This window comes from Sanguibacter antarcticus (genome assembly GCF_002564005.1).
GTDB lineage: Bacteria > Actinomycetota > Actinomycetes > Actinomycetales > Cellulomonadaceae > Sanguibacter > Sanguibacter antarcticus.
Genome location: NZ_PDJG01000001.1, coordinates 1471263 through 1486428 on the forward strand (window position 1 = coordinate 1471263; position 15166 = coordinate 1486428).

The window sequence follows — 15166 nt, forward strand, 5'->3', positions numbered from 1 at the left end:
GGCCGTTGCCGACCCCAGGTCACCAGGTCGTCGGATAGAGGTCCGGGACGCTTCCTGTCGGCTCGACCCCGAGCTGCTGGAGCCCCGCCGACATCACCTCGGCGAAGACGGGTGCGGCTGCGTCGCCCCCGAAGATCGAGACCTTCGGGTTCTCGATGAAGACGCCCACCGCCAGGCGGGGGTCGTCGACGGGCGCGACGCCGATGAACGACGCGAGGATGTTGTTGAGCTCCCCGTTCTCGTCCGGGGTCTGAGCCGTTCCTGTCTTGCCCGCGACCCGGTAGCCGTCGATGACAGCGTTGCCACCGGTCCCGTCGACGACCGCAGACTCGAGCATCTTGAGGACCTGTGCTGCGGTGTCTGCATTGACTGCCTGGACACCCGCCGGCTGGACGGAGGGTGTGAACTCGCCCTCTGGGGAGGTGGTCCCGGCCACGAGGTGCGGGGTGACGCGCACGCCGTCGTTCGCGATCGTCGCGAAGACGCTCGTGGCCTGGAGCGCTGTCACCGAGACGCTCTGCCCGAACAGCACCGCGTACTCCGTGCGCCCGTCCCAGGCGTCCGCAGGCGCGAGCAGCCCTTTCTCCTCCCCGGCGAGCTCGATCCCGGTGGCGGTCCCAAAACCGAACTTCGTGAGGTAGTCGTGGCGCACCTGCTTGGGGATGTCCTGGCCGACCATGACGGTGCCAGCGTTGGACGACTCCGCGAAGATCCCGGTGAGCGTCCAGCTCTCCTTCTCGTGGTCGTGAGAGTCGCTGAAGGTCTGGTTGTTCGCCGTCGTGTACTTGTCCTCCACCTCGTACTGGCTCGTCGGCGTCGCGATGCCCGTCTCGATCGCGGCGGCCATGGTGATGGTCTTCGCCGTCGATCCGGGATCGAAGATCGTCGAGATGGCCTTGCTCCCGCCGAAACCGTCGGGGCTGTTCGGGTCGAAGGTCCCCGAGTCCGCGAGCGCGTACAGCGCACCGGTCTTGATGTCCTCGACGACGGCGAACCCTCCGGTTCCCCCCATCGCGGCGACCTGCGCGTTCAAGGACGACTGGACCAGCCACTCGAGGTCGGTCTTGATCGTCAGCTGGACGTCGTCGCCCGGAACCTCAGGGACCGACGACTGCTCGCCCGTGGGGATGACGTGCCCCTTCGATCCGCGCTCGTACGTCAGGCTGCCTTCAGTTCCCGCGAGGATGTCGTTGAGGGAGTATTCCAGCCCTGCCTTGCCCTGAGAGTCGCTACCGACGAAACCGATGAGGTTCCCGCCGGTCGTTCCCGCAGGATACGAGCGTTTTGCGAACGGCGTCGAGTAGACCCCCGAGATGTTCAGAGCGACTACGGCGTCCCAGGTCTCCGGCGCGACGTCCTTCTTGATGATCTTGTACTTGCGCTCCCCGTTGAGCTGAGCGGCGAGCTCGGGCGCAGGGATGTCGAGGATCGGAGAGAGCAGCCTGGCGGCCTCGGTGGGTCCGCCGAGCAGGGTGTTGTCCACCTCGTGCTTCCAGTTGGCGATGAACTCCTGGTCCACGAAGATGTCGTACCGCGTCACGGACGTCGCGAGCACGACGCCGTCGGCGTCGGTGATCTCTCCCCGCACCGCAGGGATCTCTTTGACGTTCGTCCGCATGAGCTGAGCATCCGCTGCGAGCGCCTCGCCAGCATAGAGCTGGACGTAGACGAGCCGACCGGAGAACAGCATGAGGACGAGGACGACCGCGACGCTGAGGAACTGGATCCGACGTACCGGGTCCCCGGCCTTCGCGACGCTCCGCGGCTTCCGCGGCGCGCGGACGCTGCTCACGGCACCGCGTGCACGTCCGGTCGACGTGACGTCTCGGCGGACGATCCGGGGCGCCGAGGACGACGATCCTCGCTGGGCCGCAGTCGCTGGCTTCTTCCGGGGCGCGGACCCGGTGCGCGGGCTCTCGATCACGCGAGGCGCCGCGATCTTGCGCGACGGTTGGGTCGTGCGCGGCGTCGCAGCCTTGCGCGGGGTGTCGCTCGTGCGCGACGATGCCGCCTTGCGTGGCGCGCTTCGCCCCGACGACGGAGTGGCGGTGGACTGCTTCGCCGGGGTGGACCGGGAGCTCGCAGCCCGAGGCGCTGCGGACCTGGGTGCAGCGGATCTCGAGCCAGCAGGCTTGCTCGCAGCGGATCGCGAGCCAGCAGACGTGCCCGCAGCGGACTTCGACGCAGCAGACTTCGAGGCGGCGGACCTAGGATCGCCTGACTTCGCCGCAGCGGAACGGGGACTCGACGCCGACGTGCGCGACCCACCCTGACGTCCCCGTGCCTCAGAAGAGCGGGCGGGAGCCTTCCTGGTCGAGGAACGCTCGGCGTCAGCACGGGGCGCACCGGTGCGCGGAGCACGTGGGGTCGTACCCGACCTCGACGACCGGGGAGTCGTGCCCGACGAGGTCATTGCCCGGCCACAGGCTGTGCCGCACCACCGATGATCGTCTGGTCGGAGAGCCGCAGCACGGGCGGCTCGGAAACGCGGACCATCCCGAGGTCGGTCGCACGTTGTGCCAGCGCCTGCGGCGACGTCAACGCGTCGAGACGCTCGTTCAAGATGTCGGTGGTCTCAGCCTCGTCCGCAAGCTCACGCTGCAAGGACTGCGCCTCGTACGCCCCGTCAGCCATGGCCGTGTTGAGCACGAGCGTCCCGAGCAGCGCCCCGGTCAGCAGCCCGATGCAGGCCAGGACGAACGGGGCCCGGCTCCGTGCCTGGGCCGGCGCTTGGACGAGCCGGAGCCTCGGCGGGGCCTCGGACGGCCGCGAGAGAGGTGCCGGACGGTCGTGGTGCGGCAGGTTTCGCGCTGCGCTGGCGTGTGCGGTGCTCATGGTCAGCGCTCCGTCCGGGTCTTCAGGTGGTCAGGGGTGGGTCGGGTGCGTTCGGCCGCCCGGAGGCGGACGGACGCAGAACGTGGATTGAGCTCGAGCTCGTGCTCGTCGGCTTCTTCAGCCCCTCGGGTGAGGAGCTTGAGGAAGGGACGGTGCGTCTCGGGTTCGACAGGAAGATCGGGTGGAGCGCTCGAGACGGCACCCCGCGCGAGCGCTCGCTTGGTGAGACGGTCTTCGAGGGAGTGATAGGACTCGATGACGATCCGGCCTCCGACGGCCAGGGCGTCAACCGCAGCCGGCAGGGCTCGTTCGAGGACCTCGAGCTCGCCGTTCACCTCGATGCGCAGCGCCTGGAACGTCCGCTTGGCCGGGTTGCCCCCGGTCTTGCGGGTCGCGGCGGGGATGCAGGCGCGGACGAGGTCGACGAGATCCGCAGACCGTTCCCACGGGCGCAGGGCACGCTTGGCGACGATCGAGCGGGCGATCTTCGACGCGAAGCGCTCCTCGCCGTAGTCACGCAGGATCCGGGCGAGCTCGCGCTCGTCGTACGTGTTGAGGATGTCGGCGGCCGTGAGGCTCGCGGTCGCGTCCATCCGCATGTCCAGGGGTGCGTCGTGGGCGTAGGAGAAGCCACGCTCGGACTCGTCGATCTGGAGGGACGAGACCCCGAGGTCCATGAGAACTCCCTGGACGCTCCCGATCTTCAACGAGGCGAGAACCTCAGGGATCTCGTCGTACACCGCGTGGACCCCGACGAACCTGTCACCGAAGTGTGCGAGCCTCTCCCCAGCGAGCCGCAGTGCCTGCGGGTCACGGTCGATGCCGATCGCACGCACCGTCGGAAGGCGTTCGAGCACAGCCTGGGTGTGTCCGCCCATCCCGAGCGTGCAGTCCACAAAGACGGCTCCGGGCGCCACGAGAGCCGGTGCGAGGAGATCGACGCACCGGTCGAGCAGCACGGGTACGTGGCGGCCGGCCGCGTCGTGAGGAGCGACGGGCTGCGACTGGGATTCCTGGATCATCGAGCCTCCTGCCCTTCCGTCGTCTGTCCTGAGTAGAGATCTGTGTACTGGTTGGTTCTGATGCGCTTCCCACGACGGGAGAGGTACCGGGCGACCCGATCAGGTCTCCCTCCGCGACTGTCTGACACCGGGGAAGTGCGTCAGACGGGCGGGAGGAGGCCTCATCGTGCAGCCCTGCAACACCATGGTCGAGCGATGGTTCTCAGAGGTGGAGTCCGGGAAGGACCTCCTCTGCCGTGTCTGAGTACGAGGCTTCTTGCTCAGAGAGGTACGCCTCCCATGTGGGTGCGTCCCAGATCTCCACCCGGGTGCCTGCACCGATCACTGCGACGTCCCGATCCAGCCCTGCGTACTGCCGGAGATTCGACGGAATGGAGATACGCCCCTGCTTGTCAGGCACCTCGTCCGACGCCCCCGAAAGAAACACACGGAGATAGTCACGCGCCTGCTTGCTCGTCACCGGTGCTTGGCGGATCTGCTCGTACATCCGACGGAACTCATCCATCGGAAGCAGGAACAAGCACCGCTCCTGGCCCCGCGTCATCACCAGTCCCTGAGCCAGCTGGGTCCGGAACTTCGCAGGAAGTATCAGGCGTCCTTTCTCGTCGATTCGGGGCGTGTAGGTACCCAGAAGAAGGCTGGGAGAACCACCGAACAGCTCAGTCACTGCCGGCACCTCTCCTTCTTGCTCCAGGTGGCTCCACGGTACTCCACTTCCCTCCACCATTCCTGTGAAAACACATAAACTTCACCCCCCGCGCCATAAAACTGCAGGTAGTGCCGGTGGGGGGCGGTGGAGGGTTTTGATCAGGCTCTAGGCGCATAAGTTGCCGACGTCCATTTGTTGCTGGACCATGTGGCCGACAGGGCCGCCCGGGGGGCCGCAGGACTGAGCAGGCCCCTCCCGTGGAGGGATGTGGAGGACGTCACGACGCACCGGCGGAACACAGAAGGAGCCGGGCTGATGCCCGGCTCCTTCTGTGTTCGTGCTCGCGGTGACGTGGACCGGATGGTTCAGGTCACGTCAGCTCGCTATCGGTCGGTGTCGTCGCCTCGACTACGGCGTTCCCACCGCTCTTCGAGGCGCTGCATAAAGGATCCGCTGCTCTTGGAAGGCTTCGACGCATGACCAGAGGCACGACGCCTCTGACCGCCTGCGACAGGCTTGCGGACGGCACCCTCTTCGGTCACGATCCCCTGCGGGCCCGACGGTGTCTCCTTCGGCTGGGCGAAGGCATAGGCCACCGCTGCGAACATGACGACGAAGCCGCTCACCCCCACCCAGGGCAGGGACTGCGCAGCACCGATCACCAGCGCGAGGAGCCCGACCACGAGGCCGATCCCTGCGATGACGTACCTCACACTTGATCGCGGCGTCGTCGACTTCAGCGTCGTCGCCAGCCGCGGGTCGTCAGACGTGAGCTCTCGCTCCATCTGTTCCAGAACACGCTGTTCGTATTCGGACAGAGGCATCTCTACCCCCGCACTCTTGTTCGTTGGGCCTTCGTACTCATCAGGATAGTTCGACATCTCGCTTGATGGTAGTCCATCGGTCCTGTGCTGCTCCTGGGCCGATGGCACGGTCCCCAAAACGCTTGCGGACCTCATCCATCACAGCCTCCGCCTGCCGCTGCTGCGCGGAGACGTCACCGACCGCGTCGTCGAGCGTCAGCTGGATCGCCGCTCGTCCGCGAGACTCGAGCATCTCGGCCCGTACCCCGACGAGACGCACCGGCAGACCACGGAGGTCGACGGCCGAGTACAGCTGCCGCGCAGCGAAGTAGATCTCCTGACGGCTGTCTGTCGGTGACGCCAACGAGCGCGACCGGGTAAGAGTGCGAAAGTCGCTCGTACGGACCTTGACGCTCACGCTCCGGGCGAGCAGCTCACGATGTCGCAGGCGAGCCGCGCACCGGTCTGCAAGAGCGAGCATCTTCGACTCGACGACCGACGTCGAGTACTCGTCACGATCGAACGTGCTCTCGGCGCCGATGCTCTGCTCCTGCCGGACCGGTTCCACAGGTCGGGCGTCACGCCCCCACGAGAGGTCGAGCAGGTGGTCACCGACAGCTGTGCCGAGGATGTGCCGCAGAACAGACGGGTCGGTCTTCGCGAGCTGCTCGACGGTGAGGATGCCCCATCGCGCGAGGCTCTGCTCTGTCTTCTCACCGACCCCCCACAGGGCGCCGACCGGCAACGTGTGCAGGAACGGCACCGTCGCCTCACGAGGCACGAGCATCAACCCATCGGGCTTCGCGTGCGTCGAGGCGAGCTTCGCGACGAACTTGGACGACGCGACACCGACAGAGCAGGTGATGCCGAACCGTGCGTGGACGCTCTCCCTGATCGACGCGCCGATCGCGGTCGACGAACCGAGCCGCCGTCGCGCTCCGCTCACGTCGAGGAAGGCCTCGTCGATGCTGATCGGCTCGACGAGCGTGGTCACCTCCGCCAAGAGCTCCATGACTCCTCGAGACACCTCGCGGTAGGCAGGAAGGTCGGGTGCGACGTAGGTCGCTTGAGGACAGAGCCGCTTCGCCATGCCGACCGGCATGGCGGACCGTACGCCGAAGGCCCGCGCCTCGTACGTGGCAGCGAGCACGACGCTCCGCTCTGAACCTGCGACGACGACCGGTCGGCCGCGCAGGTGCGGGCGCCGCGCGACCTCGACCGAGGCGAAGAACGCATCCATGTCCACGTGGAGGATCGAGGCGGTCGAGTCGTCGTCGCCCCAGGACCGGCGTGGCGAGGAGGACCGTGGCCCTCGGCTCACGAGGCCCGCCGCAGAGACTGTCCGAGGTCACCGAACGGATCGATCCCGAGGTGCACGCACACGGCATCACGGAAGTCTTCAGCCGCGGCGACCCACCGAGAGGCGAGCGCGTCGTCGACCGCGGACGTTCGACCAGCATCGATCGCCGAGCGGACGCTCGCACCGGACTCGAAGAAGCGCGCCCAGGGCGCGAGGCTCGGCTCGAGCGCCACGAGCCTGCTCCACGCACTCCCCCGGGCCGGGCGCGCAGGCCGGTGGACATGGGCTTCCAGGACTGCGCCGGCGAGCCTCAGCGCCGCGAGATGACCGTGCGTGAACCGTTCGGCCGGATCCGATGCCAACTGGGCGGCCAAGAGCTCGCCGTCGCACCGACGCACGAGCTCCACGACACTGCGGGGCAACGGTGCCGTGCTCGTCGGGTGCAACGGTGCTGGTGCGGCTGTCATGTCGATCCTCCCGCTCCTAGTGTCGAACACGTGTTCGAATCCTGTCAAGGTGTGCCGCGCGGACTGCCGGCTCTCGTGCTGGTCGAGCACCTGGGCCGCCTAGTCTGGGTCGATGGCTCGCCGATCTGCTCGAAACCCATCTTCTAACGACCCACTGACACGCCGGGGCTCTGTGCAGACGCTCCTGCCCGAGGGGATCGTCGAGACGACCTCCGGCACCGCAGAGCTCCTCGTCGACCGCGACAACTCGCGCGCGCTGACGCTCCACGTCAACGGCGTCCCGAGCTCGTACATCGACCTGGACGACCCGTTGAACGTCGGTTTCGAGTACATGGAGATCATGTGCGCGATCCTCGCAGCCGCACCACCGGGTCCGCTCGACGCGGTCCATCTCGGGGCCGCCGGGTGCGCTATGGCGCGGTTCATCGATGCCGCACGGCCAGGATCGCGGCAGATCGGTGTCGACATCGATGCCCGTCTCCTCGAGCTCGCACGGACCTGGTTCGACCTGCCGCGCTCTCCCCGTCTGCGTCTGCGCGCCGGGGACGCCCGAGCCGAGCTCGCCACCCTCGCCGCGGCGAGCACGGACGTGGTCGTCCGAGACGTCTTCGCCGGGGACCAGACGCCGCACCACCTCGTCACAGGCGAGTTCGTCGACGACGTGCTGCGCGTCCTGCGTCCTGGCGGGCTCTATCTCGTCAACTGTGCTGACCGACCACCTCTCAGCGCCGCGCGCTCCGAGGTGGCGACCTTGCGAGCGGCTCTCGCGCGCGGCGAGACCGACGCACGGGAACGCGCAGCCGCGCTCGGCGCTGTCGCGAACGGAGCGTGGCGCGGCGAGCTCGCCGTCGTCTCCGAGCCGGGCCTCCTCAAAGGGCGCCGCTACGGGAACCTCGTGCTCGCCCTGCGAGCGCCGTCTGCAGAGCCGCCCGAGGTGTCGTTGGGCTCGGCGGGCATCGCCCGCTCGCTCCGCTCGCTCGCGGTACCTGCCCACATCCTCACGACAGACGCCGAGACGGCACACTTCTGCGGGCAGGCTCGGACAGAGCGGGACGACAGCCCGCGCGATCCACAGCGAGGCCGTTGACCTCGGACGACGATCGGGCGGCCTCAGCGATCTGACACGGACCTACGGGGTCTCGGGTCCTTGCTGTGCGAGGAATCGCTCGAACTCCGCACCGAGCTCGTCAGCTGTCGGGATCGGGGCTGCGTCGGCCAAGAGGCTGCCGCGCTCGGCAGACCGTGCGAAGGCGTCGTACTGCTCTTCCAGACCGCGGACGACCTCCGCGACCTCGTCGGACTCCGCGACCTGACGCTCGATCGCCTCGCGAGCCTCGCCGGCGGCCGCGACGAGCGCGTCCGTGTTCAGCGACAGCCCGGTGGCTGCCTCGACGTGGTTGAGGGCGACGATCGCCGCGGGCGGGTAGGCCGCCTGCGCCAGGTAGTGCGGGACGTGCACCGCGTACCCGATCGCGTCACGACCGATCTCCCCGAGACGGAGCTCGAGGAGGTTGGCGACGCTCGCCGGGACCTTGACCTTCCCGAACCAGGACGTCGCGTGGCCGATGAGCGAGCTGTCCGTCGAGTGCGCGGTCGCGGACATGGCACGGGTGTGCGGGATACCCATCGGGATGCCGTACATGCCGATGGTCAACGAGACGCCGAAACGGTCGACGAGCGAGCACACGGCGGCCACGAACCTCTCCCACTGGACGTCCGGCTCGCTCCCGTGCAGAACGAGGAAAGGAGTCCCCTCCGTGTCGTGGGCGACGTCGATCGCGAGGACGGGCGCGTCATAGCTCGAGAAGGCATTCGAGTCGAAGACCATCGTCGGTCGCTTGGAGCGGTAGTCGACGAGCTGGTCGGTGTCGAACGTCACGAGGCGCGTCGTGCGTTCGCCCGCCAGCAGGTGCTCGACGGCCAGAGCGCCGGTGCTCCCGGCGTCGACCAGTCCCCGGAGCGCGTTGACGAGCACCGGGCCGGTGCCGTTGGTGACGGCGTCGAGGCCGCTCGCACCTTCCACCTCGGTGTCGATCTCGTAGAGCCCGTGAGGGTCTAGCACCTGGGTCCTCCTGTCGGTGTAGCCCGGTGGACGAGTCCACCGAACAGTGTTCGGACGATCGTCAGGTCAAACACGTCCCGGTGCGCATTTCTTCCCGAGGCCGAGGCTGCGGTCGATCCGCCTGCTCAGCGCGAGGGAAGCCGCACGACGGAGACGAAGAAGTCGTCGATCTTCTGCACGACCTCGATGAACCTGTCGAAGTCCACCGGCTTGGTCACGAAGGCATTCGCATAGAGCGAGTAGGCGCGGACGACGTCCTCCTCGGCCTCCGACGTCGTGAGGACCACGACGGGGATCTTGCGCAGCTCTTCGTCGGCCTTCAGCACGGCGAGAACCTCGCGCCCGTCCATGCGGGGGAGGTTGAGGTCGAGCAAGATGAGGTCCGGCGTCACTGCATCGACGTAGGGCCCTTCTTTGCGGAGGAACTCGATCGCGCTGACCCCGTCGCTCACCACGGAGAGATGGTTCGCGACCTTGTTGTGCTCGAACGCCTCTTGGGTCATGAGCACGTCACCCGGGTCGTCCTCGACCAACAAGACTTCCACGACGTCGATCGGTCCGATCACTGGTTCTCCTCGAGATTCTCCACAGCGCGCCCTGGGTTCGGCAGGGCGTCGCCGGTCGACGTCGGTGCGTCAGTGGATGAGGATAGCTCCACCGTCGCAACACCGCTGACCACGACCTCGTCGGCAGGCACCACGGCCGGGTCGGGGTGGGTCCAGCGGATGGTCGTGCCGACCACGCTGCTGTCGGGCTCGTCCGTGGAGGTGTCGATCCAGATGTCCCCACCGTGGTATTCCACGATCTTCTTGCACAGCGCGAGCCCGATCCCCGTCCCCGCATAGACGTCTTTGGGATGGAGCCTCTGGAAGATGACGAAGACCCGGTCGGCGTACTGAGCGTCCACCCCGATGCCGTTGTCCGCGCACCAGATCTCCCAGCCGGACTCCCGGCGCTCGGCACCGATGCTGACCACAGGCGGACGGTCGGGCGAACGAAACTTGATCGCGTTCCCGACGAGGTTCTGGAAGAGCTGGACGAGCAGCGTCGGCTGGCCGACGACCGTCGGGAGGTCGGACACCTCGATCCGCGCTCCCAGCCCCTCCAGGGCAGGCTCGAGGTTGACGAGCGCCTCGTCGAGCGCGTCCGCGAGCGCGATCGTCCGAGGCTCGTCGAGCGAACGCCCGACCCGGGAGAAGCCCAAGAGGTCCTGGATGAGTCGCTGCATGCGCTTTGCGCCGTCCACAGCGAACTCGATGTACTGGTCGGCCCGGTCGTCGAGCTGCCCGCCGTAGCGCTTCTGGAGGAGCTGGGTGAAGCTCGCGACCTTGCGCAGCGGCTCTTGGAGGTCGTGGGACGCCACGTAGGCGAACTGTTCCAGGTCGCGGTTGGACCGCCGCAGCTCTTCTGCCTGCTCTGTGACCTGGCGGTGGGCCTCGGCGATCTCTGCACGGGACGAGCTCGCCTCGGCCATCTGCTCCACGAGCGCGACGCGCATGGAGTCCACAGCGTTCGCGAGCGTGGCGATCTCCCCCGGGGCATGGGTGTGCACCGCCTGGTCGAGCGACCCGGCGCTCACTGCCTCGACCTTGGCAGCGAGGTCGGCCAGCGGCTCGAGGATCCGGCGCTGCAGCGTGAACCAGACCCCGAGCCCGACGCCGAGCGCCGCGAGCGTCAGTATGAGGACGGTGACGAAGAGGAGCCGCGTCGACGACGTGAGCCTCTGTGCGGCGAGGTCGCGGTCGGTCCGCAGATGACGGGTGAACTCGCTCGCGTCGGCTCTCGCCGTGGCGTAGAGCGACACCCCGAGCCGGTCGAGGCCTGTCGGGACCGCGATGCTCCCTCCGGTCCGTGGGAGCGCCAGAACAGGTTCGGCGTACCCCGTCCGCCAGGCGGTGGCTGCGTCGACGGCTGCGTCGAGCTCGTTCACCGTCGACGAGCCTTCCCCGAGCTCCTCGACGAGTGCTGCTCTCACGTCCTGGGTCGCGGACTGGGGCGACTCGTCGAACGGAGCCAGACCAGGCTCGTAGCCCACGACGACGTAGGCATCGAGCGCGGTGCTCGCGTCGTCCAACCAGCCGGAGAGGTCGTCGCCAGAGACGATCGCGTCGTAGTAGAAGCCGGTCACCCGTCCTTGGACCGAGAACACCTGCGTGAGGGAGTATGCCGCCGCTGTGACGATGAGCAGGAGGACGGCGCCCGCTACCGCCAGGGTGATGCTCAGCTGGCGGCGCAGCGTGACGGTGCTCGCTCCCCCGTCGTCGTCGGGACGAGCACGACGGCCGGACCCCCTCACGACCACTCCGCCGAGTCTGCGAGCGTCGCTGAACGCTGACCTCCCCCATCTCCAGACGGGCCTGCCCAGCCCAGGAGGAGCACAGCAGCGTCATCGACGAGCCGGCCACCGTGGGCATCCCGCACATGGTGCAGGAGACGCCCGACGAAGCCCTCGGTCCCGAGGCGGAACTCCGCGTCGACCGCCTCGAGCAGACCCTCCAGCCCGAGCCGTGCGGCGCCGCGCGGCTCAGCCCCTCGTTCGGTCGCCGTCGCGCGGTCGGCACCGGACGCCTGGTCGAGGAGCGTCGCCTCGAGGAGCCCGTCGGTGTAGAGCATGAGCCACCACGCCTCACCGAGCTCGACGTGCTGCGCACGCCACGCCAGGTCGACCGGGATGCCGAGCGCCGGGCCGCGACACTCCGCCTCGATCGCACGGCTCGTCTCGCCGAGCATGATCGGCGAGTGGTGCCCCGCCAGGTAGAGGCTGGCGCTCGCGCGGTCCGCTGCGACCACGACCTGGCACAACGTGGTGAAGGTCTCCGGACGGGCGCGCTCGTTCGTCAGCACCCGCTCGACGAGCGGGAGGATCTGCTCCTCAGGGAGCTCGGCGAGGACGAGAGTGCGCCAGGCCGTGCGCAGCGTCGCGCCGAGCGCGGCCTCGTCTGGTCCGTGCCCGGCGACGTCACCGACGATGCACATCACTGTCCCGTCCGGCCGCTCCACGACGTCGTAGAAGTCACCACCGAGGAGCCCGTTGCCGCCAGGGAGGTACCCGACGTGGACGGCGAGCCTCGGGTCGACGACCGACGGGGTCGGCAAGAGCGCATGCTCGAGCCGGGCAGTCTCGACGGCCCGGATCTCGCTGCGGTAGATCGTCCTCGCCTGGACGTCGAGCAGCCGACGCTGCACCGCGTAGCGCACCGAGCGAGCCAGCGTGTCGGGGTCGACGTCGTGCTTGACGAGGAAGTCCTGGGCCCCCGCAGCGAGAGCGGTCACCCCCATGTCGGTCCCCGTCAGCCCGGTGAGCACGACGAGCGCCGGCGCGTTCGGCAGGGCGAGGATGCGCTCGACGGCAGACAGTCCTTCGGAGTCCGGGAGGCCGAGATCGAGGAGGACGCAGTCGACGTCGAGGTGGACGAGCGCGTCGGCGACGGTACGCGCCCGGACCAGGTCGACCTCGAGGTCGGCGTCGGCGAAGAGCTCGTCGACGAGCAGCGCGTCACCGTCGTCGTCCTCGACAAGAAGTACACGGACAGGCCGTGCGAGACCGATCTCCGTCATCCGCGTCCAGCCCTCGCTCCTGATCGCACATTGTCAAAGGTCACACGATGGTAGACCGAGACGCGGGAGAAACGGGGAGGACACCGCCTGGAGGACGGCGTCGTCAGGGCACCTGCCCGTCCGCCATAATGGACGGTCGCGAGTCCAGGGCGTTCACACCGTCGTCCGAGGACCACCACCCGTTCCCGGAGGGACAAGCGTGACCGATCAGTCCGACGAGATCCAGCTGGAACAGCAGACCCTCGACGTGTTGTACGCCCGGCTGGACGAGCTGCGCCGGATCACTCGCGGACGCCTGACCGAGGTCAGGCGCGTCGGACCCAGCGGTTCGCCGCAGAACCGCAGCGAGCGAGACGCGTTCGCGACCCTCTACGAGGACCGCTCAGCACTCCTCGAGGCTGTCGAGGACAGACTGTGCTTCGGCAGGCTCGACTTCGACGACGAGACGACGAGATACATCGGGCGGATCGGTCTCACCGACGAGGAGCACACCTCCATCCTCACGGACTGGCGCGCGCCCGCCGCACAGTCGTTCTACCGCGCGACCGCCGCACACCGCGACGAGGTCTCCCGACGACGCCACCTCGTGACGCGGGGACGGAACGTCACCGGTCTAGAAGACGAGATCCTCGACCTGTCGATGCCGGCCAGGCACGGGAGCGCGCTCAACCTCTCCGGCGAGGGTGCGCTGCTCGCCGCCCTCGCGAGCGGACGCACGGGCCACATGGGCGACATCGTCGCCACCATCCAGTCCGAGCAGGACACGATCATCCGCTCAGAGCTCCAGGGCGCCCTCGTCGTCCAGGGAGGCCCGGGGACAGGCAAGACCGCGGTCGCCCTCCACCGGGCGGCGTACCTCCTCTACGCCCACCGGCGGCTCCTCGAACGTTCGGGCGTCCTGCTCATCGGACCGAGCCAGTCGTTCCTCCGGTACATCGACCAGGTCCTGCCGTCCCTGGGCGAGACGGGCGTCGTGAGCACGACGATCTCCGACCTCCTGCCAGGGATCTCTGCGCGCGCCGTCGAGTCGCCGGAGGTCGCGGAGATCAAGGGCCGCGCCGTCTTCGGAGCGATCGTCCGGCGCGCGGTGCGCGCACGCGAGCGGGTGCCCGCGGAAGACCGGCACGTCCGGGTCGACGGTCACGACATTGTCGTCCGGCGGTCCGACGTCCGAGAGGCGATCGTCAAGGCACGCCGCCACCACAAGCCGCACAACCTCGCACGGGTGACGTTCGTCCGAGAGATGCTCTCGCGGTTGGCCGACCAGTACATCGCGCAGATGCGGTTCCCGCTCGCGGACGACGAGCGCGGCGAGGTGATCGAAGAGCTGCGCACCACCCGCGAGATCCGTATAGCGCTCAATCTCGCCTGGATGCCGTTGACCCCTCAGCGTCTCGTCGAAGACCTGTACATCAAGCCGCACCGTCTCGACGAGGCCGCCCCGGAGCTCTCCCCCCGCGAGCGCCGGCTTCTCCAGCGCGCGGTGGGCACACCGTGGACCGAGTCCGACGTCCCTCTGCTCGACGAGGCCGCGGAGCTCCTCGGCGAGGACGACCAGGCCGCCAAGGTCCAGGCACGCATCGACTCGGACGAACGTGCTCAGACGCTCGACTACGCGCGACAGGTCCTCGAAGGCTCCGGCGCAGGCAACGGTCTCGTCGACGCCCAGACGCTCGCCGAGCGCTTCACCAGCGGCGGGTCGTACCTCACGACAGCCGAGCGCGCGGCGCAGGACCGGTCGTGGACGTTCGCGCACCTCGTCGTCGACGAAGCGCAGGAGCTGTCAGCGATGGCGTGGCGCACGCTGCTGCGCCGGTGCCCCACCCGGTCGATGACCATCGTCGGGGACGTCGCCCAGACCTCCTCGCCCGCTGGAGCCCGCTCGTGGTCAGCGATGCTCACCCCGCTCTTGCGGGACTCCTGGCGCGAAGAGGAGCTCACGGTGAACTATCGGACGCCGGAGAGCGTCGCCACCGCGGCGCGCCGGCTCGCGCTCGCAGCGGGCCTGCCCGTCTCGCCGCTCACCTCGGCACGCGAGTACCCGGGAGCCCTGAACCTCCACCCGACGACCGCCGAGGCGATCACCCACGACACCGTCGCGCTCGCGCTGCGGACCCTGGGTGAGGTGGTCGTCGACGGTGCGGGCGCGGTCGCGGTCATCGCGAGCACCGCCCAGCACGGAGAGCTGCTCACCGAGCTCGCTGCGGTGGCGGACCGCCAGGGCGCCCCCGACCCGACGCTCCCCCTCGACGCCCTGTCCGTCCTGACCGCCTCGCAGGCGAAGGGGCTCGAGTTCGATGCGGTGGTCCTCGTCGAACCACAGCAGATCCTCACCGGGCCAGGCGGTGCCTCCGACCTCTATGTGGCCATGACACGTCCGACGAAGTTCCTTCACGTCGTCCACGCGCTCGCGCTGCCGCTCGGGCTCGGCGACGAAACCCAGGACGCCCTGTCGCCGTCCGAGTGACAA

General features: G+C 68.5%; 14 protein-coding genes. 3 read left to right on the forward strand and 11 right to left on the reverse strand.

Annotated elements, in window-relative coordinates; genetic code table 11:
- Window positions 1-19 precede the first annotated feature (19 nt).
- Window positions 20-1792 carry a peptidoglycan D,D-transpeptidase FtsI family protein gene (locus ATL42_RS06660; protein ID WP_245862222.1) on the reverse strand — a complete coding sequence of 591 codons (1773 nt, stop codon included), beginning with the start codon at window positions 1790-1792 and terminating at the stop codon, window positions 20-22.
- 25 nt (window positions 1793-1817) lie between these two features.
- Between ATL42_RS06660 and ATL42_RS16685 the strand changes: the two genes are divergently transcribed.
- Window positions 1818-2273: a hypothetical protein gene (locus ATL42_RS16685; protein ID WP_245862226.1), complete on the forward strand. Its 456-nt coding sequence runs from the start codon at window positions 1818-1820 to the stop codon at window positions 2271-2273.
- A gap of 136 nt (window positions 2274-2409) precedes the next feature.
- Here the strand turns inward: ATL42_RS16685 and ftsL are convergent, their stop codons facing one another.
- The 6 genes from ftsL to ATL42_RS16160 all read right to left on the reverse strand — a co-directional run bounded on the left by ftsL (window position 2410) and on the right by ATL42_RS16160 (window position 7076).
- Window positions 2410-2835, reverse strand: coding sequence for a cell division protein FtsL (gene ftsL / locus ATL42_RS06665; protein ID WP_098454675.1), 426 nt, complete (start codon window positions 2833-2835; stop codon window positions 2410-2412).
- Between the two features lie 2 nt (window positions 2836-2837).
- Entirely contained in the window at window positions 2838-3857 is a 1020-nt protein-coding gene (gene rsmH, locus ATL42_RS06670; RefSeq protein ID WP_098454676.1) for a 16S rRNA (cytosine(1402)-N(4))-methyltransferase RsmH, read from the reverse strand.
- A 202-nt stretch (window positions 3858-4059) separates the two neighbouring features.
- Window positions 4060-4524 (reverse strand): division/cell wall cluster transcriptional repressor MraZ, encoded by a 465-nt coding sequence (gene mraZ / locus ATL42_RS06675; RefSeq protein ID WP_425443190.1) that lies wholly within the window; start codon window positions 4522-4524, stop codon window positions 4060-4062.
- Window positions 4525-4889: 365 nt separating this feature from the next.
- Window positions 4890-5330 carry a DUF3040 domain-containing protein gene (locus tag ATL42_RS06680; RefSeq protein ID WP_098454678.1) on the reverse strand — a complete coding sequence of 147 codons (441 nt, stop codon included), beginning with the start codon at window positions 5328-5330 and terminating at the stop codon, window positions 4890-4892.
- A 40-nt stretch (window positions 5331-5370) separates the two neighbouring features.
- The gene (dinB, locus tag ATL42_RS06685) at window positions 5371-6630 is read right to left on the reverse strand and encodes a DNA polymerase IV (RefSeq protein ID WP_098454679.1); all 1260 of its coding nucleotides are present in this window, start codon (window positions 6628-6630) and stop codon (window positions 5371-5373) included.
- Window positions 6627-7076, reverse strand: a complete 450-nt coding sequence (locus tag ATL42_RS16160; RefSeq protein ID WP_143556709.1) for an SAV_6107 family HEPN domain-containing protein — start codon at window positions 7074-7076, stop codon at window positions 6627-6629. Before ATL42_RS16160 ends, dinB begins: the two co-directional genes overlap by 4 nt.
- A 172-nt stretch (window positions 7077-7248) precedes the next feature.
- Between ATL42_RS16160 and ATL42_RS06700 the strand changes: the two genes are divergently transcribed.
- Window positions 7249-8163, forward strand: a complete 915-nt coding sequence (locus tag ATL42_RS06700; RefSeq protein ID WP_245862229.1) for a spermidine synthase — start codon at window positions 7249-7251, stop codon at window positions 8161-8163.
- A gap of 42 nt (window positions 8164-8205) precedes the next feature.
- Here ATL42_RS06700 and ATL42_RS06705 read toward each other — a convergent pair whose 3' ends face one another.
- The 4 genes from ATL42_RS06705 to ATL42_RS06720 all read right to left on the reverse strand — a co-directional run bounded on the left by ATL42_RS06705 (window position 8206) and on the right by ATL42_RS06720 (window position 12696).
- Window positions 8206-9138 (reverse strand): PAC2 family protein, encoded by a 933-nt coding sequence (locus tag ATL42_RS06705; RefSeq protein ID WP_098454683.1) that lies wholly within the window; start codon window positions 9136-9138, stop codon window positions 8206-8208.
- Between the two features lie 125 nt (window positions 9139-9263).
- Entirely contained in the window at window positions 9264-9704 is a 441-nt protein-coding gene (locus ATL42_RS06710; protein WP_098454684.1) for a response regulator, read from the reverse strand.
- Window positions 9701-11434: a sensor histidine kinase gene (locus tag ATL42_RS06715; RefSeq protein WP_245862231.1), complete on the reverse strand. Its 1734-nt coding sequence runs from the start codon at window positions 11432-11434 to the stop codon at window positions 9701-9703. The genes ATL42_RS06710 and ATL42_RS06715 overlap by 4 nt, the downstream gene beginning before the upstream one ends.
- A complete protein-coding gene (locus tag ATL42_RS06720) occupies window positions 11431-12696 on the reverse strand; it encodes a PP2C family protein-serine/threonine phosphatase (RefSeq protein WP_098454685.1) in 1266 nt (421 codons plus the stop codon). Before ATL42_RS06720 ends, ATL42_RS06715 begins: the two co-directional genes overlap by 4 nt.
- Before the next feature lie 199 nt (window positions 12697-12895).
- On the opposite strand from ATL42_RS06720, the gene ATL42_RS06725 reads away from it, so the two are divergent.
- Window positions 12896-15163 (forward strand): HelD family protein, encoded by a 2268-nt coding sequence (locus ATL42_RS06725; RefSeq protein WP_098454686.1) that lies wholly within the window; start codon window positions 12896-12898, stop codon window positions 15161-15163.
- Window positions 15164-15166: the final 3 nt, after the last annotated feature.